Origin of the sequence: Alkalibacterium subtropicum, assembly GCF_900112455.1 — a bacterium.
Lineage (GTDB): Bacteria > Bacillota > Bacilli > Lactobacillales > Carnobacteriaceae_A > Alkalibacterium > Alkalibacterium subtropicum.
The window spans coordinates 4,591-27,791 of sequence record NZ_FOLT01000007.1; the positions used below are offsets into that span (position 1 = coordinate 4,591).

Here is a 23,201-nt window from a genome sequence, read left to right on the forward strand (position 1 = left end):
CCGTCTGTTCCGTTATACCAAAGGATGAGAGAGTACCAAAATACCTCGGACAAGTCCGCTTTCTCCCAGTTGGTTCCGTTATACCAAAGGATGAGAGAGTACCAAAATTAAGACTAACGCTGACAGACGACTGAGCGGTTCCGTTATACCAAAGGATGAGAGAGTACCAAAATCTTCTTGAAAATGTGGAATGCAATTCAACCGTTCCGTTATACCAAAGGATGAGAGAGTACCAAAATGCCAATTTCATTATACCCCAGATTCAATTATTGATTCAATGTACTTTTTGTAACCTTCAGGAATGCCCGTGTAGTCAACAGTAAACGGGAGTTGAGTTACGTATATCATTATAAAAACATAAATTAATTCTTCCAAGTTATCCACAGACGACAGAGATAATTTTATGATGTTTCCATTACTTTTACCCACAGAATTAATATACCACTTTAGAGAGTTTTCAAATTTGTTTTCACTGAATACAAAAGGTAATAGAGTGCTGATTGTGTCTTTATAGCTCGTTACAGATGCCTGATTAATTATCTGATCGTTGTATAAAATATTCTGAGAGCCTGAAAACGAAAAATCACTTACAACAATAAAATAACCTGGTGATTGCTGCAGTTGATCATTCAGTTTCACCAGCTCTTTATCGTTTAAGGTTTTTTCAGGAGATATTAGAATAAAAATATGTCTTTTATCAGGTTTAGACTTTTTCGTCAACTTAATCTGCTGCAGCATTTCCTCCAAAGCATTTCCCTTGCTGCTTTTCCATTTTAAATGATCCTCGACAATATTCTTTTTATAATTATCTAATCGGACTTCGGCAGAATAACCGAGTTCTTGGCTTAAAAGTTCGACTTCTTCCTGTAATTCTTCCCAGCTTTCAACTAGATTTTTGTAGAAAGGGGACAGTTCTAAGTATGCTTCAAACAAGGCCATTAAGGCGTCTTTAGAATCCTTTAAATTTGGAGAATAATAGTCATCAGAATTTGACAAGATACTTAAATAATAATCATCGACATGTATTTTTTCTTCACTTTCAAAAAGATCATATTCTTTTAATTCAAACGTTAGTCTGATCCGTTCTATAACTTCCTGCCATTCAAAAATAGTACCTTTTAGAAGAGTTATCTGACTCATTAATAATGTGGTAGCTTTTGGATCGTTAAATCGCCACTCTTTCATAAGATCACCATCGTATTATCTGTCAGCGTCTGTTCAGTCAATGTCTGGTCGCCTACGAGTAGGTACATTTTATTATACTGCTTCTCAGTCACAGCCATTGCCCGTATCGAACCATGTTTTGGCAGATTCTGTCTTAATGTCATCATATACGTATCTAAAGAACTGCGGTTAGGAAAGATCTTTGAATAAACTGAAAATTGAACCATGGTAAAGCCATTTTTTATCAAATACTTTCTAAATCTCGCATACGTTCGTCTTTCACTTCGTGTATTCATTGGCAAATCAAAAAATAGCATGAGACGCATAAATCTATATGGCGATCCCATTAGCTGGATACACCAGTAAATCGGGATTTTCTTCATCCATGCTTTTAATAAAACTTTGAATGAGAAGAGATATTGCGTTTAAAATCGTTTGCTTTTGATTGCCAATCATAATTTTATTGTTGCTGATCAAATACACGAGTTTTTGCTTAGTTTTTAAATCAAGATAATCCTTTTCGCTCATTAAAACAGCTACCCAGAGGTCAACGATCGGTCTGAATGGTTCAATCAAATCATCAGCCAAATTAAAGGCATTATACTGATTGTCGTGACCGATGCCAAGACTAGGATGAAGCCCTGAAGCTATCAAGCTACGCGCAACCGTCGAGCGCATGACGATATAGCCATAATTCAGTCCTGAGTTGATACCGTCTAGACTGCTGCGTTCACGTATGAAAGAGGAACCGAAGAGTTCCTTAAAGTACAGTTTAGCCGCATGGCCTTCACGGTTAGACTGATCAGCCTGCTGAACTGTTTCAGCCAAGTCATACAGTTGATGGATCACCGGTTCATCTCGCTTTAAATGGTGAAGAACGGAGGCCTGATTATAAATCTTTATTTGTATGATCTGTTTCCACATGATTTCTTTGAAAGTAGGGGACCAATCCATTTGCTTTTTCAGCATCTTGGATGACTGATGATGGCTGTGGGGAGACAAGACGTAGGTGTTAGGAAGATGTTTTTCATCACAAAAAACGAGCAGGATATGATATTTGGAAAGTTTATTAATAAGTCTTGCAGTAACTACGGTTTGCTGATTATCAACGATGATGGTATGTATATCGGATAAGGGGATAAGGACTTCGGATTCTTCTCTGACAACTTTTAAATTATCCAGGTACAGTTTCAGCCGATCAGACTTTTCGATATACACGACGCGCCAGCTCATATGAAACACCTCATTTCATGGATTTGGATACCAAAAAAGCCCCAACGAAAGGGGCTGATCTGTGATCTCGGCATAAAGCCTTTTTTTGGTAGGTTCTCTCAACCTTTGGTATAACGGAGTCCTCCGTCGAGGACAACTATATTATACCAAACCAAGGTATACATGTAAACCCTTTATTTTAAATTGAAGGGATTTTATCCTGAAATGTTTCTTTATCTATAGGGTACTCATTACCTAAGATGTCTACATTATATTTCTTTAAATCTCTAAGAGTACCTATAGTGAACTTCTGCTGCTTTTTATCGCTAAATGACTTATCTTTTAATTCTATAGTACTTCGACGAGGATCGTTGTCTCCTCTAAATATTTTATTTTTATATTGAACTAATATTTTCTTATTCTTACCAGTGTCAATATCTCTCGTTTTTTCTTCCCTAAAAAATGAAATTCGATCATTCTTATAGAAACTATATTGGAAAACGTAGGAGTCATCAATTTGTTTGTAAGGGGCTGCCAAACCTTCTTCACCGTAATATTTTTCTTTATCTAAAATGTAATGATCCCCATCTTTTTTGAACCAGTTGTAAGGGACACCTATATATTTATATTTGCCCTCTTCATTTTTATATACATCAATACGTAAACTTTTTCTTTTTAGTAATAGCACATTGCGTTTTGCGTCAGGATATTTATGAGTGATGTCAACATATATTCCCGGACTATAGTCCAGGTACTTCAAGCCTTTAACAGGGACCTTACCGTCTTTTTTGATATAACCATTTTCTTTGTAGAAATCCTGGAAAGGATTGTCCGCGTGATTATGTTCATCCATGACTTTTAAAACGAGTTCCCATGTCTTCGGATCATGCTGGGCCATCAAGAAGCTGTCTGGGTCTTTGTCGATTCTTTTCTTAAGTGAGTCGAATCCTTTTTTATCCAGTTCATAGATATTTTTTACTTTTCCAACAACATACTGGTCGCCATCTTTTTCCCGAGTAGAATAAAGGGTTTGATTCGTCATTGTCCGGTTCGGTTTTCGGTCGACTTTATGAGAATACTTGATCTCACTTTCCATATTTCTTAACCAGTGAATGAAATCTCGAGTAGGGGAATCAAAAATATCCTTTTCACCAACGATTTCTCCTGTTTCTGTGTTGACTGCAATACCTTCACGGTTAAAGTCCGTTGATTTAAACTGTTTCAGTATCGGTGTTGTTCCAATGGCTGCGACGATCAATGCATCAATAGCATGATGAGCATAATGATCTCTATCTTTATGCAATCTCGCACGACGTCTGAGGGCAGAGGTGAAACTTCCTCTGATAGATAAGACTTTCGTGTCAATATCGTTATTCATATAGAATGTTCTTAAGTTTGATGAAAAACTACGCATAGCATAACGCGTATCGACAAGGTTGCGGTTGATAAAGTTCTTTTGGATTTCTGGATCATGCTGGACGTCACGCTGTTCGAGCAAATAATTCAACTTGCATTTTGATATCTTTTTGGACTTGAACAAATTTGTACACTCTGCTTTAAACTCATCAAATGTCCGCTTCGCCTTGCCGCTTTGAAAATATTGGAAAGGAGTCATTTGGCCTTTATCCTGATTCTCTTGACGATAGCATAAGACTTTGTTCTGCTGGCTGTCGTCAAAAGAGTAGGAGAGAGGGATGATGTGATCGATTTCAAACTGATATTCTTGGTTTACAATATCATGTGGTAAAATCTGCTTACCCGTATAGATACATTTATAATCCTGGCTGTCCATCAGTTTCAAAGCAAGCATCTGTTTTCCGTTCAGTTTCAAGTCCTTTAATTCTTTAACGTCAAGCAGTTTGGCCATTTTCTTTTCAAACGCACCCATTTTCTTCTGATAATCTTTATAGGATTTCTTTGCTTCGTCACTGTTCTTTTCGCGTGCCATTTCGACAACGACATGAGAGAGTTCCCCATATCTTTCTCTAACTGCATTCGTTACTTTAATGGCTTCACGGTGTGCGCGGCGGGCGACCGTACTTAAGATCGCTTCATCATCAAACTGGATTTTTGATCCTTTCTGTAGCTGTTCCAGTCGACTTTTTCCAAGCCCATGTTCTGTAAAGAGCTGCATCTGATTCTTATTGGTCTCCCAAAGTTCAGGCAAAATAAGGTCCATAGCTTTTTTAGACAGTGCGTGGTATTCCTTGATCGACGTGTCATTGACTAGGCCAGCAACGACATCGCTCAAGGGACTACCATATGCTTGTTCGAATAACTGACCCAGCTGTTCTTCACGGCGGGCGATGCTTTTTTCAGCGGTCAAGATTTCTGCAATCTGATCCAATACCTCGATATTTTCAAAGAATCCTTCTGGTGTATCAACACCTTTTAAATCTGTTTTTAGCTTTTTAAGGCCAGTAAATTCTGAAAAGATCGGTTTATTTGTTTTTAAGTTCAGTCGGGCACCTTTGATATCCAATTCGTTAGAAATACCGACAAGTTTGGCAATTTTTTTCAGTGTTACTTTACTGCCTTTTTCTATATGATTCTTAATTAGTGTCTCTTTTTCTTCAGTCGTCAAACCATCCATGGTTTCATCCCTAGGGAAGCGAAGGTTGTTCAAGTCATTTAAGAGGTTGAATAATTCTGCCGTATAGGCTTTTTTTGGAATACGTAACTCATCTGTAAAATACGTTCCTTTTCCTCGCATTTTATTGATCATCGTTTCGTGCTGCAATTCACCATTTTCATCAAAATACCACTCACCATAGGGAGTAGGAGACTTTTTAGATCCTGGACCATCATAATATTGTCTGCGGTTATTAATGAGTGCAACGATACCTTCGATAAATTCTTCATCTATTTCAGCATGGTATTCACGCTGAGTTTCAAGTAATGCTTTCGCTTCTTTGATATAGTCACTTGTCTTGAATCGATTCTTATGATCACGAACGACCTCGTTGTTTACTAATTTTTCATACTGGATTTCTACTACGTTTTTATCTTCCAGTTTTTTCGCATTGCGTTTCAGTTGTTCTTTGGTAGATAATTCACTGCCGGAAGTTTTCTCATCTTCTTCCGGTGTGTCGATAGTCGTTCCACGTCGTTTGATCAAGTGATACAAGGCGGCAGCCAGCTCAGTTTTTGAAAGCTCTTCCGACAACCCAACATACCGAGCACGATAAGGGTCAATAGAACCGATACCATCTACAGGAAAACCATTTGACTTTAAAAAATCTTCTGCTCGCTCCAGGCGGTGTTTACGACGTCGTTTTAAACGTCTCGCACCTCTGAAATTACGTCGGTCTTCATTCGCGTTGCGTGTTGCTTCTTCAAACAACCGAACGCCTGCATCGATTACTTCATTCGTATCTTTGTCAATAATACCCCAGCCGACACTCGACACACCAATATCCAATCCCAAAACTAAATTTGCCATTACGTCTCCTCCAAATCTCATTGTATATATTTATGCTATTGTAACATGAAAAGGGATTCAATTTCTCATTGTTTCGAATAATTCCACTATATTGAGTGATAATTTTTTAAAGGAGTGGTTAATAAAGACAAAGTGCATTATAATATATATATTATAACTAAATGTATTGCTAAGTATTAAACTGTTCATTTAATTAGTACCTTTTAGAAGGGAGTAAAAGTATGACCGGAACTGAGGATTTACAGATAAGGCTTGAAGAATATGATGACGGAAACTTCGATCTCGATAGAATCATTTATGATTTAGACAGCGAAATTGACTTATTAACTAGTCAAGCAGATAAATATGATTATCTCATATCTATAAGCAGTGGAATTTTGAGTGCCATGCTTGATATATTATGGGTGGGAGAATTTAGTCTTGATAGAGGTCGAGATGTTGCCAGTGAGGATATAGACAAATTCGTGATTAAGACAGCGAATATCCTAGGCAGTGATACCGAGGACATACAATCTGCAGTCAGGTTTCTAGAAGAACACTTTCCTGTTCCAAGCGATGGAAATACACCAGAACTTGGTGGTGGCTTGCAGCATCATTTGAGAGATTTTGCTCACCATCCATCTATTGCAGGACTCGCGTTCTCGATACTTACTCAATTTACTTATAAATCCTATGGAACAGATACTCTTGGAAACTTTATAGTATTGGATGTCACAGAGAGAAGTAGAAGGTTCATAGGTGAAAATATCCACTCCAAACTAATAAACGGGACCTTTGTATGGTTCTTTCATCTTGTTAGCGATATGGCAGGTTCCAGTTTTACTGCTGGGAAAAGTGGTGGAACTGGCATACCTGGACCATTACTTTCATTAGCAAAAGAACTTTCAGCACTTCCACTATTTAAAAACATCACTATTCAGGACCACACGCTCTCTAAGTTCTTATCAAAACTTTTTAATGGAACGTTACTCGCTAAAAGAAATGAAAACGGTAAAATGATTAAAGGTGAGGAAATAAGGTTTGATCTGCGAGGTGAGATGGGTCTTGGAATCGAAATCGGGCGGCAAGCGATCCCTGTCATAGCCAACGAAAGTATCGTTAGAAGTTTCTACTTCTTTCGCCATTTAGCTTTAGAAATCAAGACCAATGATATTCAGACTATCTCAGAGCTGAAACAGATCAACTGGGAAACAGTGCGACCTCACAATAATCCCACTATAAGCAGAATGCTTTCCATTGCATCTGGAGTCTTTACTAGCATCGATGTTGGAGAGGCTCTCATCACTCAAACATACTGGGTATCAATCAACTATGTGGGAGTAGGGAGATTTGCGGTTGCTATCGGGGAAGATGTAAGCTGGGGCTTGAGAGCCAGGAACATTAAAAAGATTAGGTCTATGTACAAAAATATTCAACAGGCTTCCTACAGTAAAACCGATAATACTTTGTATAAAAGGATAGGTGACGATATGACGACCGACAATTTTGGCCTTACCATTGAACAGACAGAAATTTTATATAATATTGAATACCACAAAACGTTAAATGATATACGACTGACCAAAACACCTCGTAAATCACAGGATATTAAACTCTTAAAACATGAATGGCTTAAAGAATGGAAAGACTATATGACTAAACATTTTCCTAAATTTTTAGATATTGAAGGGGCAGAGCTGAATTGGTACTCAAAGAAAGAATTGATCAAAAGAATCGAACAAAACAATCCTTATGAAACTTGGTTCAGATTAGTGTTACTTGAAGCAATGTTATTTGAACCTTATTTTCCTTTATCAGTCGAAGAAGATAAAAAGGGAAGACAAGTACCAGGCGAAAAATACAAAAAACTGCAAAATCGAATAAATGGCTATAGAAAAAATAAAGGTGATAAATTTTTCGAGACATTTTTCAAAGTCAGTTATTATCCGGATGGGTATGTAGATAGACTTCGAAAGACATATAATAAAATCATGTTTGAATTAAATGAAACACTAAAGACAGTCATAAAGTCATTATCGATTACCGCTGTCATTACTATTTTAACCGTTGCGACGGCAGGGGCTTTAGCTCCAAAGATTGCAGTTATTTTAGTAGGCTCTCATTTTGCCGGTCTTCATGGAGCTGCATTAACAGCAGCATCGCTGGCATATTTAGGTGGCGGAGCGGTTGCAGCTGGTGGTGCTGGTGTAGCAGGTGGGACCATGACTATCGTAGGTGGCGGAGCAATTTTAGGTTTAGGTGTTGGAGGCGTTACTGGAGGTACAGTCGGTGCAGTTGATCTAATTGGAAAACAACATACTATATTACAATCTGCCAAACTCCTCGTATCAATTAGAGAAGTCTTTTTGAATGATGAACATGATATTGAATATTCAAACACTGTATATGAACAATATATTGAAAAAATAACTGAGAAGGAAAAGAATTTAGTCGAATTAAGAATGCGACTCGATGACGCAGATGATGAAGAAAAGAAAAATCTCAAAGAAAGAATAAAAAACAATGAAGAGACTCTAACCACCATGAATATTGCAAGAGATAATTTAAGGAAGTTTATCAGCTCTTTCGAAGTCGGTTTAAATGAAGAAGAAATTTAAATCGCACAAAGTTTGATTCTTTATACATGTTATTAACTCCTTCCTCGAATAAATACTGAGTATAACTTAAAAGTCACTTATCAATAGATTTTTAAAAATAGAGTGTATCTAAAATCGATAAAATAATACTTTTTACATTCTCGCTATAAAGATTTGTAATTCCAGCGAGAATGTAAAAATGATCCTGCAAGATGCTAACTTATGTGAATAATAGCTGTATTTTAAAATTTATACACTATCACGTATATTACTAATCCAATTGATCTGAATCATGATACAATTGTTTCAAATACATCCTGGAGGTTAACATATGAATCTATTGTCTCAATATATAGTCGCATCAGCACACCTTTACGGAGCGGTACCCAAAGCGGTTGTTGCAGATATTTATAATGATCAGAACGAGGAACAGGTGATGACAGAAGATGTCGAAAAGTGCTACCTGGAAAACAGGCAAGCAATTGAAAAAACCTTTGTTTACTTAGAGGACGAGCATTTTGCCCATGAGACTGTTCTGACGTTTGATGGTTTGGACGCTATGCTGCAACAACAAGCAGGCAAGCCGCGGTATATTCCAGAAAAAGAGGAACTGCTGAAGTATGTCGATGACTTTTACTTTGAACAGAACTCGGCTTATACGACCATATATCACTATGTTTTAGAAAATCTCTTGGATGGAGATGACGACCGTGCAACAGATGTCTGTGAAGATGTCCAGGGCATGATCGAAGTGAATGCGCGTTTCAAAAGTCTAATGAATATTTTTGACCATAGGGGAGTCACGTTCCAAAGCAGAAAACAAAGAGAAACGGTCAGTCGCATGGTTAAGGTACTTCAAAATAACGTCAGACTTTGGGACAACAATGGACATACAAATAAAGAATTAAAGGAACAAGGGTATACCGTCTCGGCAGTTCCCTCAGAAAATAAAGCATCGTCTCAAACGAAGAAACTCGGACGCAACGATCCGTGCCACTGTGGCAGTGGGAAGAAGTACAAAAAATGTTGTCTGGATAAAGACCAGAAAATGAACGCCCGACAAGTTTAATCATAATAGTCAAAAGAGAGTGTTGTCGATGGCGTGACCACTACAAATGGGCTTAACTTCTTTCACAAACAGATACTTAAAAATTAACTAATCTAAAAAGAGTCAGTTGCTGCTTGACAGTTGCTGACCTTTTTTAGTGTTCTGTGTTAGTTATCCTACAGTCCTCAACCTAGGAGAATGAAGAGGCTTTGAACGGCTAAATAATCAGCAGTGAGCTTACTTAGTTTCGACGGTTGTTTATGATAAACTGAGGTTAGTATAAGATAGGACTACACGACATAACTATTACACCTAAAAAGGGGGTGCCAAAGATGGACTTGTTGCTTTGGGTTACGATTAGTTTCATAGTTATCGGATTTTCTGTTCTGTTTTTCATGAAAAAAGGGATGGATATAAAGCTGGCGCATATACAGAAAAAGAGTGAATACGAGGAAAAGACGAAGAAAGAAAAAGCCATCGTTTGGTGGATCAGAGGTGTAATCGTTTGGGGAATAATCAGTATGTTGCTGATCATTCTAAACTTTTATTATAATTTTGGGTAAAACAAACGTCTGTTATAAAAAGATAGAATCAGCGTCAGAACTTCCAACTCATCGGAAGTTCTTTTTTCTTATATGGGTAGGAAAATGAAAACCTCCTGTCAAAAGCAATACGTTCCGAATGAAGTTTTTTCTCTTGAACAGATAAAGCACAGAAACTTTTTAAAATAATATACGTTTATCGGTTACACTTCCCAATTTCTTTTCGTTATTAATAAGTGAAAGACTATACCCAAAATAACTTAACGAAAAGAGAGTGTTTAAAATGGCGCGACCACTACAGACAGGCTTGACTTATTTTCCACTGGACGTTTCGATCGATCAGGATGACAAGATCGCTTTGATCGAATCGGAATTTGGACTCGAAGGTTTTGCGGTGACGATCAGATTAATGATGAAAATCTATGCGGAAGGGTATATGTACCACTGGGGCGAGAAAGAACTGAAGCTCTTTAGTCGAAAAATTGGTGTGGAGGTCTCTCTTGTTTCTGCGATCGTCGCTGCAGGACTGAGGTGGGGCCTCTTCAGCCAGTCTTTGTTCGATGACTACGGGATCTTAACGAGTCACGGGATCCAGAAGCGCTACTTTGAAGCGGTGAGCCGACGCAAAAACGTGAATGCCGTGAAAGAGTATTTCCTGCTGTCTGAACAGGAGACTGAAAAGTACACCAATCTATCTATCGTCTCCCTTTATCCTGAAATCACAGTAGAAACATTGGAATTAGAGCCGTCATTGGACTTAGCTGAGTTAATGTCAACATTAACTCCACAAAGTATAGTAGAGGAAAATAAAGAAAAGGAAAGGATATCATCATCAAAAAACGAAAGTGAACCACTGAAAACCGATGATGATGATTTGACCGTCTTAAAAGCTTACGCTGAAAAGATCGAAACACCGACCAAAGAAGTGGAACGCCAGTTAACTAACTGGTTAAGCGTGTTTGAAGCACCCATTATTCTTGAAGCGATCGACCGTACCCAGCAGAACGGGAAGCGTTTCAGCTATTTAAATGCGATCTTAAATGATTTCAAGCGAAAGCAGGTCCAGACACTTGCGGACCTTGTTGCCTACGATGTGTCCTTTAAACAGCAAGCTCAAAGAGTCAATACTCGATCCGTCAAGCAGGAAACCTTACCCTTGTGGGCAGCCCCAGAGTATAGCGCTGATGATTTACCGGTTGACGAAATAACGAATCAGAGTATTAAAAACACTCTTGAACGCATCAGATGCAAGAAACAAGGCTAGAGGTCTATCTTTTGTCCCTTTGTGCCGGAAAAACCCATTTACAGTGTTCTTCAAGAATGGGCTTTTACCACGGGAGTCAGAGGGCAGCCAGCGGAGACTTATTTTGCCTGCCCTTTCCAGGTAACCGTCGCTGTACTCTTCGGCTGCTTATTTTCAGCATGCCTATAACATACTTACAAGTAACAGCTTTACTTGACAATTTTTTACATGTTTTTTATTGTTTATATATATACATAAACAATAAACCTTTTACGATCAGTCACTGTTTTTGACCGTGAAACCAGCCATCAAATACAGGAGGGGATATGAAAATGAAAAAACACTTCAACATCGCTGCACTAGTTATGGCTGTATTTTCCATCGTTGCTCTCAGCGCCTTGATCATTAATGTGGGTCTCGAATTAGCTGCTGAAAATGAGGCCCGGGCTGAAGACTATCAGATTGCACAGGAGACTGAGGTTGCAGAAATACAGGAAGAACCGGAACCTGAACTTCAAATCCAGACACCGGCAATTCACCCAGCCGGTCATGGATTCATCACGTGGTATTATACAGTCCAAGGCGAACCGATCGATTACGAAGAAGTGACGACGTCGGGATTCGAAATATCTCCAGAGAGCGAGGTTGTATTCACCAAGGACCAACCAACAGACGAGGGGGTTTATAGCAGACTCGTCGGCGCCATTAAAAGTAAGCACGAACAGGATGCACGTGCTATTCATTTCATGGAAGGCTATATGAATGACGACCTAACGGAAGGCACGATGCAGTACGCAAGCAGCGAACAGATTAGGGGCGAAGTACGGTTCACGGTCGAAGCAGACGGCGAAATCATTGCGAACGCATCTGACTGGGAGGCATTACCGGAAACGGACGAACGGACAGTGCAGGATTTCCAAACGACAGCCGAAAGTATGCTTGTCAACTGGGGTGCATATAACCGCTGACCGATTAAGTCAGATAGCAATCGACTAATGATTTTAGGACACGATTCTTTAGGGTGGCGTCTTTTCTGAACGTGCTGAAGTCCGGGCCGTCCTTTTGTATACAAAGACTGAGTCCAAATCATAAATCCATCAGGCTGAAAGCGATCATTAAGGGTTTCAAACCAAAAATGATATACTGTCAGTAAGATCATCAACCTTTAGGGAATGGAGTGAGACGATGGGAAACTATGAGACGCCTGATTTTGAGGTGCTGGAGAAAGAGAACAGCTTTGAACTGCGGAAGTATGGCCAGTTCTATATCGTGGAATACGATAACCGGGCAGACCCGGATGTCGACCGCGGCTTCCGGACCTTGTTCAAGTATATCTCCAGTGAAAATCAGGAAAATGAAAAGATCTCGATGACGGTACCAGTGATCCAGGAGGAGACGGATGAGAACAGAAAAATGGCATTCGTCGTTCCTAAGAAGTATTGGGGACAGGTGCCCGAGCCGACTGATCCGAATTTGAAGGTGGAAGCGTTCGAGGAAGGCGTCTTCGCGGTCATCCAATTTTCCGGCAAGCGGAGTCGCACCAAAGAAATCAGTATGAAAGAAAAGCTGAATCAGTGGGTCGCGGACAAAGGCTTTGAAAAACAGTCGGCCTTTATGGTGGCCTCTTACAGTGGTCCTTTCACGCTCCCGCCCTTCAGAAAAAACGAGATCTGGGTGAGAGTCAAGAGCGCTTAAGCACACCTTTCTTCAATAATGCAACGTCATCGCACTTAAAAACACGTGTATCGGACAGAGGGATCTCCGCCTCTCGATACACGTGTTTTCTTCGTCATTTTTTAAGATAACCTTTGAGCTTACCGGAACTGATACATAAACCGCTCCATATAATACATGAAGGTCTGGTTGTAGACGCCGGTGAAATAGAGGTCACTGGCGTGCGAGCCATACGGCAGCCAGATGATCGCAATGTCACTGTTATTCGCTTCTACATACGCCTCTTTGAAATCAATGGTCACCTGTGGCTCGACGAGGGTATCCAAATCGCCCTGATAGACTAAGGCCGGTGGGCTGTCTTCTTCCACTAACAGATCTGGATCTATCAGTTCCTCTGCATCACCCACACCCGGAAAACCTGCCAGACCGTTGGCCGGGTAGAAAGGGATGATGCCTTTCACCGTGATCCGTGTGTCGATGAGTTCGGGGTACTGACCGCTTGAGGCGCCCAGAGCCAAGGCATTGGCCAAATGTCCGCCCGCCGAGCCGCCTGAAATGAAGACCGAGTCGATGTCCGCATCAAACCGTTCATGATTATCGGCCAGATACGTCGTAAACAGACCCAGGTGGCGGACCATGTCTCTGACAGAAAAGTCTCCGGTCACATCATCGGGAGCTGAGAGGATGCCGGAGAACTGTCTTGCTGCATTCAAGCCATACTGGACATCGAACACCACATAGCCCTGTTCGGCAAAGTATTTGTTGACCTGAGAAAAGTTCTCGGGGCCCTTATCGCCGGAGTTCCAGCCGCCGCCATGGATCCGAATCAGCACGGATCCTTGACCCGGCAGGTCGGCTGCGTTTTCTGTGGGCGTGTAGACATCAAATCGCAAGTCCAGACCCTCATCCACGCCGCTGTCGCCTGCATAATACTGGACATCTTCTTCCAGCTCATAGTTGCCTGAAGGACTGCCGAAGAAGAACGCGGGGAGCGACACCGGCAGCTCTTTGAAGGCGGGGATCGTGTCGTCCTCGTCCTGCCAGTCGTTTCCAAACGCTGCGGTATAATTTTCTTCCGCTTCCTCCAGCATCATAGGGATCGAGAAGAAGGGGAGGGCGAAGACCACGTAAAGGGTGGTGCCGATGAGCAACACGCTTATCCCTTTTGACGACCGCCAGTCAAAAGGCGAGACTTTGAGGAAAAGCCCGGCCGTACTCAAAAAGATGAAACTGTAAAACAGACTGTACGGGGAGACGGCGGCTTCAACCACGCCGACACTGACGTTCGTGACCATCGAAACCGCAAGTAAAACACCGACCAGTAAACTGAGCCCCAGCAGGATCTGCAGCATGATGCGCATGACTTTTTTGGGCGTCGAATCTGTCTGTCGTGAAGGTGCATGGCTTGTGTGTCCTCGCCGGTTTGTATGTACAAAAGAGGTCCCGGCCAGCAGGGTACCGACTAAAAAGAGCGATAAGAACAGGACGATCCCCACCAGACTCCTGGATGCTTGGTCAGCGGGGTCCAGAGAGGCAAGCGTCGTTAAAACTGCGACGCCGGTCATCCCGGCACTGGATAGGACCAGATACAAGGCAGACCCTTTTTTCTGATCGGTCCTGAGGGTGGCGGCAACACTATTCCCGGTCAAGGTCAGGATCACCAGTATCCCATAGGCGTTCCAGAAGACACTTTCTTCAGGGGACAGGACGTAAAAGAGACTTAAAACAAGGGACACACTGTTCATTACAGCTAATGACTTTAAAAAACGGTTCATGATCTTCCTCCATCGTTTGCGGATTTTTACTGTCCCTTTAATTGTAGCCGGTCACACCGCCAGTTGCAATCATTCGGACCGCAGCGGGCAGAGGTCCTTCGTCAAGCGCTCATACTTTTCATGAAGCGGCCACTTGGCGTATACTGGAGTAAGAGAAACGAAAAGAGGAGGAGTCAAGATGAAAGCTGTCTATAAGAACACCGTCCTTGCAGAAAGCGACAACACAGAAGTGGTCGAGAACAATCATTACTTCCCAAGAGAAGACGTGAAAATGGAGTGTCTCACAGAAAGCGATAAAGAGTACACGTGTCCGTGGAAAGGCGAAGCGACCTATTACCATATTGTCGTGGATGACGAACGCATCGATAATGGGGCCTGGTCATATGAGGACCCAAAAGAAAAGGCCAGACACATCACAGGGCATATCTGCTTCGACAAGAAATTCGTGAAAGAATAATCAGTTCAATCCAAGCGGCTCTGCTCATCACAATGAATGAGCCGGAGCCGTTTTTCGTTTCAATTTCAAATAAGGCGCAGACAACTGACGCAACACGTCTAAAAAATCAGTCCATCGATACAGGAAAGAACGACTTGAACAGACATTTACGAGGAGAGATCGCTATGTCAATAGAGCTACTTATGGTCCGTCATGGAAAAGCCGAAGACCGCTCAGCGGATAAAGACGATGCCAAACGCCAGCTGACTGAAGAGGGTAAGGCAGAATTTCGAGACTTTATCGCGTCCGTCAAGAAAGATTTGGAAACAGACCAAAACGTCAAAGTGTGGACGAGTCCTTTAGCGCGGGCCAAACAGACTGCCGCTATCTTGACAGAACAGATGGATTGGCCGGAAGCAGATGAGAAAGAGTTCCTGGAAAGCGGGGACTACACAGCTTTCAGAAATGAAGTCCAGACGCTGGATGCAGATACGCGCCTTGTGTGTGTCGGCCACAAGCCTATCCAGGGAGACTGGGTCGGCCTTTTGACCAGCAGACCGTACTCTTTCAAAAAAGGCGGGGCAGCACTGGTCCGTTTGAACGATGACCGGACACAAGGCAAGCTCCTTTGGGACAATGATCCGACGTCTAAAAAAAAAGCAGATGAAAAAGTCGCACCGATCAAAGCAGTCCTTTTAAAGCAGGTCGAAGCGATGGAAATGTCTTACCGCCACTTTCAGAATAATCCTTACTCACCTAAACAGACCCATCGCTTCCGGGTGAACATGCGAAAAATGCGGTCCCTGCTGCATTTTGTGAAACCGCTGATCGGCAAAGAGACGTACAGGACACTGAATGACACGATCAAAGATGCCTATCACCGACTGGAGCCGCTGCGCGAAGGTGATGTGCTGATCGCGTCCTGCAGCGAACGGGCTGCTGTGGAACCCGATCTGATCGACGATTATGCTGAGGTCTTCCGCTATTTGCATAACGAGCGGCGTAAGTGGATGCGCACGCGCCTGACACAGAGCATGACGGCGGCATTCGAAGAGATGCTGCAGGAAAGTAGAGAGGAAATCAATCGGCTCTCTTTCGATCTGGATAAAACAGACGACGGCGATGTCTTGGCTTATTTGAACGACCGCTTCAACTCGCGAAAGAAAAAAGTGTATAAAGCATTCAAAAAAGCCGACCACTCGGACCACGAAGCCGCGCACGATGTCAGAAAGAAAGCGAAAAAACTGCGGTACGCTGTCAAAGGCTTTGAAGCCCTGCTGCCTAAAAAGAAAGCGAAAAAGGCGAAGAAGAAACTGAAGGCCATCCAGAACGAGCTGGGAGAGATCGGGGATCTGTATGTCAACAGTCTGTGGCTCAAAGACTATGCGGAAAAAGTCGAAGATCCTAAGCTTGAAGCGGCGTTCACTGCGCTTGCTGAACGGCAGCTGAGCCAGCGCGAAGAAGTGATCGATGACGAACCGTTCCTGCATGACGCTTGATAGGAATGAAGGTCTATCGACTCAAACAAGTAAAGAAAAAACATCAGAGGCTGTGAGTTGCTCAGCATCTGATGCTTTTTCTATGGTGAAATTTAACTCTCCATAAGGGGTCAGTGTTCAATGACCCAATGAAGCTTCTATTTGCTGGGATAGTGATCACTGACGTCTTTTTTGACTACGAGCAGCCAGATTCAAAAATAATTCTGTCCACTGAACACGACCGTCATGTGAGCGGGTTCTATATTGAGGCAGTTCGTAAGACTCAATCTGATACATCCTGTCAGCAGGCACTATTTAGGCGCTGTATGACCCGCTCAAAGCTTATTGGAATCTGGGAAGGTAAAACAAGGGCCTTTTGTTTCCAACCGATTAGTAAAAACGGAGCGGGTGGTCACTAAAGGGGGTAAATAGCTCCCTCTCACGCTTCTTATGATTTTGGGCGGTCACAACGATCTGCTTTTATTACCGACCCGCAAAGGTAACGGCACTCAGTTTGTACAACGAAACTCAATTGTGCCGGTTCACTCAAAAAAAGAATATCAGCTGGTCTTATTTTTCTCAACCACCATCATAATTTCCTGTCTATAATGGTCATACGCGCCGGCAAGCGCGTATGAACCTTTTTTATCAATTCTTTTTTTATTTAAGAACAAGAAATGAGCTGTATGGCTGAGTTCCTAAGAAAACGGGCTTTAATAAGCACTTTTTTATGATTTGAATTAAGTGCTTTAATGAAGTATAATAGTTGCAAGAAGATATACGAGAAAGAGGTGCAGAAAATGAAAACACTTGATGTGAAGACAAGATCAGTAACTGAAGTGAAAAGAGAATTCTCTAAAATAGTCAGTGAAGCAAATGAAACAGGAGAGCCTACTTTTGTATTTAATTATAACAAACCCGAGGCAGTCATCATCAGCGTGAATGTCTATGAAGATCTCGTTAAAAAAAATGAAGAGTTAGAAAATCGTCTTTTTTATGCTCAGTTGAACGCCCGCGTCAATGAGGGGCCCGGAAAACTGATTCCTGCTAGTGAAGTCCTTGAATCGGAAAAAGACAGAAATCCTTTTGATGCTATGACAGATGAGGATCTCTTCGACTGATGGCTAACGTCTATTTTTGGAGAGAAGCGAAAAAAGACTACAAAAAGCTGGACGGTTCGTTAAAGCAATGGGTAGATATAGCTGTAGATCGTCTCAGCCTTAGAGGCTCTGAAATCGGTAAAGACTTGGGTGACACAAATTATGCCAAATTAGCAGGATTCAAGGAACTCAAAAACAATAAACTAGGTATTCGACTTATCTTTAAACCGACTAAAGACGGTCAAGTAGAAATCATTGAAATCGTGACGATTTGAAATAGGGAAGACGAAAAAGTATTTCTTACAGCTGAACAAAGAAGAAAAAACCGATCATAACCTCAAAAAGAAAAGCTACGTCACTTATAGACAAGTGACGTAGCTTTTCTTTGTTAGACTTATTCATACTCAAACTTTATGTATTTTCATCGTTTAATTTGACCAGAAGATTATTTAACTGGTCATTAAGAAAATCCAACAAGAACTCTAAGGTATCTAAAATTAAATGGATAAGTTTCACGACCCAAATCGTAAGAGAGTAAAGTACTTCTACTGAGTATGCTGCTACAATGACAAGTGTAAAAAACATGATATATAAAAACATCAATAATACGGATAGTACCAACAGACTGATTGGGATGATATAAAAAATCAGTTCTAAAATACGAATCACCTTTCATTTGTATTTCTTATTTTTAATGGTATCAAAGGATAGCTCATGATCCAATCTCTAACAAAAAATCTGTTTCCTTGACAATTTAAAATAGGTAAATTATTATTTAAATATATACATAAATGAGGGAGGCAGAATGATGAAACGCTATTTTCATAACTCGATGATCATTATAGGACTTACAGGCTTGTTCCTATCCCTTTCCGGCCTCCTTGCTAAAACTCCGGAAGCGTCAGAGGTTTCAGATGCCGGGGACCTGTCTTTAGAAGAAATCGATGAAATCGTGACAGTGGCTCAGCACGAATATCAGCTGAAAGAACAGAAATACAAAATACCTGACCCACCCGACCATTCGACCTATAAAGGGATCACCCTTGAGTCAAGCGATGCCGGGCATATTCTTTGGGAAGATCCGGACGGTGTCGAGCATAAAACGGCCTTTACTGTGGAAAATGGCATCGTCCTATTTACTGACGAGGATGTGATTCGTGACGTCGACCGGTCGCGATTCATCAGTATCGTCATAGCGGAAATCAAGGAGGGTGAAGTCGAATGAAAAAGTTTCTTACATATACAGGGTCTGCTGCAGGTCTGATTATTTCATTCGCTTTGGCTGCCGTTGCACTATTCTTTTTCGGAGTCATGATCAGTTTGTTAATGAATGAGCAGACCAAGATGGAAGAAGAACGAGCGATTCAGCAGATCGAACAGGCGCCGGAATATATTGAAGCCTATAATATCATCGACGACGAACGCGGTGTCGTGGTATGGTCTGATGTGGACAGCGATGAAAGGGGTAAAGTCCTCTACGTTAGAAACGGTACATCCTTCCAGTTTTTCGACCGGTCCGGTGATGATATCGATAATAATCATCCGGTGATGGATGAGATCATTGATTTAATAAGTAAAAAGATGGTGGAAGAGTGAAGAAGTTTTATGCCTATCTTGGATTTACATTTTTATCTTTTGCAGCACTCATCATGATCGGTTTCCTGGTTGTTGCCTTCCTGTCTGCGCGTTTGGACGTTTCAAAGGAACGTCTCGATAAACGCGAACAAGAACGGTCTGCATTGGAAGACCACTGGATCGCCAGTCACAAGCACAAATTGGAAGAGTCTTTCTTACGCATTGCAGATATTACGCTAGAAGAGGATACAGGAACGATCGAGTGGGAAGGATCAGATGACGCATCCGGAACGGTGCATTTTAATATCGATTCAGAGGGGACAATCGTTTATTTGGATAACATCAGCGAGTTCCCAAAATACCCGAGCTATCCAAAATACTTCCGTGATGCCATTCACACAGAAATGAACTAAACAGATTACTATCCTATTTAAATGACAAAAAAGTGTACCACAGCTTTGAAAAGCTGCGGTACACTTTTTAACTTCTGCTGAGTTTTTTACCCCCAGACTTTGAGGCGGTTCTTGCCGCTCTTAAGCTCTGATAGAGGGCCTAAGACAGTCGGTGCTGCTTTCATATTGCTTAAAAGATCAAGATTCAGGACAACTTCACTGGCGTCCGGATTTTCAAAATCAACATCCGTGAGACGGACGCGTTCCAGTGTATGCGTGGAGTGAACGTGACCTTTCATTTCCTCAAAGTTGTCAGGCAGATTCAGTTCCAGATAGACTTCCTCGCCATCTTCAACGATTTTGATTTCCGGGTCATGATCCGTTACCAGGTTCTCTTCTTCACGGCCGAAGGGGTGGGCACCGTTCAGGTAAGCATTCTGATTGATGTAGACCGGTTGCTCCACCACGTTGAAGGCGCCATGATCACTGCCTTTGTCATCGTGGACGTTGCTGATATATTCAGCAAGCGAAGTGGTGTAGCCGTTGTAGTGATCGGTCCCGACGCCTTCAATGCCTTCTGCGCCGATGAAGATGTTATTGTACCAGCGATCGTCTCCGCCGTAAATAGGGGCAAACCCTTTGATGTCCGTGCTGTGCGCCACATGATAAGGCGTCGAGCGGTCGAGCATTTTTCTGTGTTCCATGTGTCCGCGGACGATATTGTTGACGAATGCACCGCCCTGAGCATGATTGTCGATCGCGTAGTCGGCTGTCAGGATATTGTGATCGATGATGAACGGCCCGCTGCTGACTTCGACGAACAAGTCGCGGCTGTTGCGGTAGAACAGGTTACGCGTCACACGTGTGCCTTGCAGCTGCCAGTCGAGCCAGATGCCTAAGGTACAGTCGTGGATACGGTTGTTTTCGATCTGCGTATCGATGGCCGCATGCAGTTTGATGCCGGCGATCTCGTGTCCGTAGAACTGACGCTTGATGGCGATATTATAGATGTGGTTGCCTGACACTTCACTGAAGATACAGCCTAAGTGACCGACTACACCGTTCTGGCCGCAGTCGTGGATCGTGTTATTTCTTATAATGTGCGAGCCGATTTTTTCCTTGCTCCAGCCGGCTTTCTTAGCAGAAAAGACTGTTTCGATCTGATAGTGATAGCCAGGCTTGTCACGGCGCTTGCTTGAATAGTTGTCGCCGGTCGACGCTTCTTTACCCATACTGATACCGGAACACTTGGCATCGTGGATATCGTTGTTTTCGATGATCCATCCCTTGCTCCAGTGCGGACCGATGAGCCCCGGCTGGTCAGCGGTAGGTGGTGTCCAAGGCGTTGCGGCCTGAGCCATTTCAAAGCCTTGAACCGTGATGTAGTCCATACCGGTTTTTTCAGGGAAGAAGCAGGCTTTACGCACGTTGATCTCTGTCAGTTCAGCATTCGGTTTATAGTCATGGAAATTAGCATAGATCGTTGTATGTGTTTCGTTCACTTCTGAGTACCAGACGTATTTCTGACCTTCCGGATCATGAGCCGGGATCGTGATGCCCTGCCAGAATTCCGTGGCTTCTGTTTTGACTTCAGGATTTTTCACTTCCTCCAGTGTTTCCACTTCATAGAAGGATTTCCCGTTGACATAAACTTCTCCTAGGTGACGGTTCGGGCTATAAACGACCCAGTCGCCGTAGATTTCTTCTTTATAAGGGTTGAAATCGCCGAAGAAGTCGTTTGGAATTACGGCTTTCCAGACAGAACCCTCTACATGCTTCCAATAATTGACTTCTTCTGAACCTTTGATCACGACTTTTTCACCCTCAGCTGCTTTATACGTGATGCGTCGCCAGTTGCTCAAGCCGGGATTCTGAGGATCCACCTGTTCTCTGTAGACCCCTTCGTGAACGATGACCGTGTCTCCGGCCATGGCGACAGCAGCTGCTTTATTGATCGTTAAAAAAGGGGCCTCTATTGTGCCTTCAGATTGATCGGACCCACTTTTTGCTACGTGATATTCAGTTACCAATTGACATTCCTCCTTGTCTTTGTGTCCCATTATAACGCTTCCAAAATAGTGAAAACAGGCCCGTCATTTGTCTTTTGATGGACAATATTAGTGATTTTGTCTCTGAAAGTAAGACGAAACTGACCGGCTGGTCAGTTTCACCTTCAAAAAGAGCTTTAAAGCAGACCATACGCGTGGCAGGCGCGTATGACCGTTATGATCAGATCGATTGGGTCTTTATCTAAGCGAACAGAGAAGAGTCAGACGATTATTTTTCTGAGCCGACACAATGCTCGTTCATTGGTCAAAGTGGGGGCCGTTTCCTGCCTGGGTGGGTGATAAAAGCGGGAAGTTGTGACCACCCATAAGACCCGTTCTGGTGAGCGGTTGCTACACAGAGCTTGTAGTGACCACCCAACCGGATATTTTTATTCAGTGGGCAACAGAAGGCCTTCATTCGGCCATCCCGTCTATTGAAAATTGTCGAGCGGTGACTACAACGCCATTATAGTGGCCAGTCACAGAAATTCCTCAGGTGAGGGGGCCGAACGAAGGTCAAATACCGCCAGCTCAGGCTCATAATGCACGGGGTGGTCACAACTCTTTTTTCTTACGACCACTCACAGGCCAAAAGGAGATCGGTCGTCACTACAGGAGAGCTGGGACGGTCTGTTCACCTAGCTGAATGCTCTTTTCAGCTGACTTTATCGAAACCGCCGGATAAAACCTAACAGAAACGCCTTTCCTTGCAGTCCCTTGTTTATTTTTCCCATGAAATCAAGTATAATTAACGGGGTATAGAATTTTTTGTAAGGGAGGGAAGTTAGATGACGAAAAATTTAATGAACCATGTTGAAAAAACGTTTGGTGTGACGTTCGATGACGAGTCTGTGTTAGTCGAAGCGTTTACCCATTCATCCTATGCGAATGATCATCGTGAACAGAACATCAAGAATCTGGAACGCCTGGAGTTTCTTGGCGATGCCGTACTGGAACTCACCGTCTCCGATTACCTTTACCACAAGTATCCGAACCAGCCTGAAGGACAGCTCACACGCAAGCGCGCGTCGATCGTCCGTGCAGAAAGCTTAGCCAAGCTGGCCAAAGAGTATCGTCTGCATGAATTTGTCCGTCTGGGCAAAGGGGAAGAACAGATGAACGGGAGGAACCGTCCATCACTTTTGTGTGATGTGTTTGAAGCCTTTATCGGGTCGGTCTTTGTTGACCAGGGAATGGACGTTGTACTTGAGGTGTTGAAACAGATTCTGTTTCCGAAAATCGATTCCGGTGCTTTCTCTCATGGGATGGATCACAAAACTGCTCTACAGGAACTGCTTCAGCAGAACGGCGTCGTGACGATCCAGTATAAGGTCGTCGATAAACGCGGGCCTGACCACCAGCGCGAGTTTGTGGTCGAGGTGTTTGTTGAAGGGGATTCTTACGGTCGCGGTGTCGGCCGTTCCAAAAAGGCGGCAGAACAGAATGCAGCCAAGCATGCCCTGGAGAGTTTGGAACAAGGGAATCAGTCCTAGTGT

The 23,201-nt window shown here is 42.6% G+C and carries 21 protein-coding genes; 15 read left to right on the forward strand and 6 right to left on the reverse strand.

All coding sequences use genetic code 11. The annotated features are described in order from the left end of the window. Nucleotides 1-249: 249 nt before the first annotated feature. From BM049_RS07795 to cas9, 4 genes are all read right to left on the reverse strand, one after another. Nucleotides 250-1,185 carry a hypothetical protein gene (locus BM049_RS07795; protein ID WP_091530202.1) on the reverse strand — a complete coding sequence of 312 codons (936 nt, stop codon included), beginning with the start codon at nucleotides 1,183-1,185 and terminating at the stop codon, nucleotides 250-252. After that, nucleotides 1,182-1,547 (reverse strand): CRISPR-associated endonuclease Cas2, encoded by a 366-nt coding sequence (gene cas2 / locus BM049_RS07800; protein WP_307723341.1) that lies wholly within the window; start codon nucleotides 1,545-1,547, stop codon nucleotides 1,182-1,184. Before cas2 ends, BM049_RS07795 begins: the two co-directional genes overlap by 4 nt. Further along, complete coding sequence (cas1, locus tag BM049_RS07805; protein WP_091530204.1) at nucleotides 1,495-2,397, reverse strand: type II CRISPR-associated endonuclease Cas1; 903 nt, start codon at nucleotides 2,395-2,397, stop codon at nucleotides 1,495-1,497. Before cas1 ends, cas2 begins: the two co-directional genes overlap by 53 nt. Before the next feature lie 178 nt (nucleotides 2,398-2,575). Next, nucleotides 2,576-5,818, reverse strand: coding sequence for a type II CRISPR RNA-guided endonuclease Cas9 (cas9, locus tag BM049_RS07810; protein WP_177188643.1), 3,243 nt, complete (start codon nucleotides 5,816-5,818; stop codon nucleotides 2,576-2,578). 221 nt (nucleotides 5,819-6,039) lie between these two features. On the opposite strand from cas9, the gene BM049_RS07815 reads away from it, so the two are divergent. From BM049_RS07815 to BM049_RS07840, 6 genes are all read left to right on the forward strand, one after another. Continuing rightward, the gene (locus BM049_RS07815; RefSeq protein WP_091530209.1) at nucleotides 6,040-8,415 is read left to right on the forward strand and encodes a hypothetical protein; all 2,376 of its coding nucleotides are present in this window, start codon (nucleotides 6,040-6,042) and stop codon (nucleotides 8,413-8,415) included. A 310-nt stretch (nucleotides 8,416-8,725) separates the two neighbouring features. After that, nucleotides 8,726-9,463: an SEC-C metal-binding domain-containing protein gene (locus BM049_RS12050; protein ID WP_091530212.1), complete on the forward strand. Its 738-nt coding sequence runs from the start codon at nucleotides 8,726-8,728 to the stop codon at nucleotides 9,461-9,463. Nucleotides 9,464-9,774: 311 nt separating this feature from the next. Then, nucleotides 9,775-10,005 (forward strand): hypothetical protein, encoded by a 231-nt coding sequence (locus BM049_RS07825; protein ID WP_091530213.1) that lies wholly within the window; start codon nucleotides 9,775-9,777, stop codon nucleotides 10,003-10,005. Nucleotides 10,006-10,267: 262 nt separating this feature from the next. Further along, nucleotides 10,268-11,248, forward strand: coding sequence for a Lin1244/Lin1753 domain-containing protein (locus BM049_RS07830; RefSeq protein ID WP_091530216.1), 981 nt, complete (start codon nucleotides 10,268-10,270; stop codon nucleotides 11,246-11,248). Between the two features lie 305 nt (nucleotides 11,249-11,553). Beyond that, a complete protein-coding gene (locus tag BM049_RS07835) occupies nucleotides 11,554-12,195 on the forward strand; it encodes a hypothetical protein (RefSeq protein ID WP_143079471.1) in 642 nt (213 codons plus the stop codon). Nucleotides 12,196-12,412: 217 nt separating this feature from the next. Further along, nucleotides 12,413-12,922, forward strand: a complete 510-nt coding sequence (locus BM049_RS07840) for an SOUL family heme-binding protein (RefSeq protein ID WP_091530221.1) — start codon at nucleotides 12,413-12,415, stop codon at nucleotides 12,920-12,922. A 119-nt stretch (nucleotides 12,923-13,041) separates the two neighbouring features. Here BM049_RS07840 and BM049_RS07845 read toward each other — a convergent pair whose 3' ends face one another. After that, on the reverse strand, nucleotides 13,042-14,676 hold the full coding sequence (locus BM049_RS07845; RefSeq protein ID WP_091530224.1) for an alpha/beta hydrolase: 1,635 nt from the start codon (nucleotides 14,674-14,676) through the stop codon (nucleotides 13,042-13,044). A gap of 178 nt (nucleotides 14,677-14,854) precedes the next feature. Between BM049_RS07845 and BM049_RS07850 the strand changes: the two genes are divergently transcribed. The 7 genes from BM049_RS07850 to BM049_RS07890 all read left to right on the forward strand — a co-directional run bounded on the left by BM049_RS07850 (nucleotide 14,855) and on the right by BM049_RS07890 (nucleotide 19,678). Next, nucleotides 14,855-15,133: a DUF427 domain-containing protein gene (locus BM049_RS07850; protein ID WP_091530226.1), complete on the forward strand. Its 279-nt coding sequence runs from the start codon at nucleotides 14,855-14,857 to the stop codon at nucleotides 15,131-15,133. Between the two features lie 164 nt (nucleotides 15,134-15,297). Next, nucleotides 15,298-16,611, forward strand: a complete 1,314-nt coding sequence (locus BM049_RS07855; RefSeq protein WP_177188644.1) for a CHAD domain-containing protein — start codon at nucleotides 15,298-15,300, stop codon at nucleotides 16,609-16,611. A 779-nt stretch (nucleotides 16,612-17,390) separates the two neighbouring features. Then, complete coding sequence (locus tag BM049_RS07865) at nucleotides 17,391-17,711, forward strand: type II toxin-antitoxin system Phd/YefM family antitoxin (protein WP_177188645.1); 321 nt, start codon at nucleotides 17,391-17,393, stop codon at nucleotides 17,709-17,711. After that, entirely contained in the window at nucleotides 17,711-17,965 is a 255-nt protein-coding gene (locus tag BM049_RS07870; RefSeq protein ID WP_091530236.1) for a hypothetical protein, read from the forward strand. Before BM049_RS07865 ends, BM049_RS07870 begins: the two co-directional genes overlap by 1 nt. A 530-nt stretch (nucleotides 17,966-18,495) precedes the next feature. Beyond that, the gene (locus tag BM049_RS07880) at nucleotides 18,496-18,915 is read left to right on the forward strand and encodes a hypothetical protein (RefSeq protein WP_143079472.1); all 420 of its coding nucleotides are present in this window, start codon (nucleotides 18,496-18,498) and stop codon (nucleotides 18,913-18,915) included. Then, a complete protein-coding gene (locus BM049_RS07885; protein ID WP_091530242.1) occupies nucleotides 18,912-19,286 on the forward strand; it encodes a hypothetical protein in 375 nt (124 codons plus the stop codon). Before BM049_RS07880 ends, BM049_RS07885 begins: the two co-directional genes overlap by 4 nt. After that, nucleotides 19,283-19,678 (forward strand): hypothetical protein, encoded by a 396-nt coding sequence (locus BM049_RS07890; protein WP_091530245.1) that lies wholly within the window; start codon nucleotides 19,283-19,285, stop codon nucleotides 19,676-19,678. Before BM049_RS07885 ends, BM049_RS07890 begins: the two co-directional genes overlap by 4 nt. 86 nt (nucleotides 19,679-19,764) lie before the next feature. Here the strand turns inward: BM049_RS07890 and BM049_RS07895 are convergent, their stop codons facing one another. Continuing rightward, entirely contained in the window at nucleotides 19,765-21,687 is a 1,923-nt protein-coding gene (locus BM049_RS07895; protein WP_245751896.1) for a right-handed parallel beta-helix repeat-containing protein, read from the reverse strand. 77 nt (nucleotides 21,688-21,764) lie between these two features. Here BM049_RS07895 and BM049_RS11830 point away from each other — a divergent pair, with 77 nt between their 5' ends. Further along, on the forward strand, nucleotides 21,765-21,911 hold the full coding sequence (locus BM049_RS11830; RefSeq protein ID WP_177188646.1) for a hypothetical protein: 147 nt from the start codon (nucleotides 21,765-21,767) through the stop codon (nucleotides 21,909-21,911). Between the two features lie 582 nt (nucleotides 21,912-22,493). Beyond that, nucleotides 22,494-23,198 carry a ribonuclease III gene (rnc, locus tag BM049_RS07900; RefSeq protein ID WP_091530250.1) on the forward strand — a complete coding sequence of 235 codons (705 nt, stop codon included), beginning with the start codon at nucleotides 22,494-22,496 and terminating at the stop codon, nucleotides 23,196-23,198. The last annotated feature ends 3 nt before the right edge of the window (nucleotides 23,199-23,201 follow it).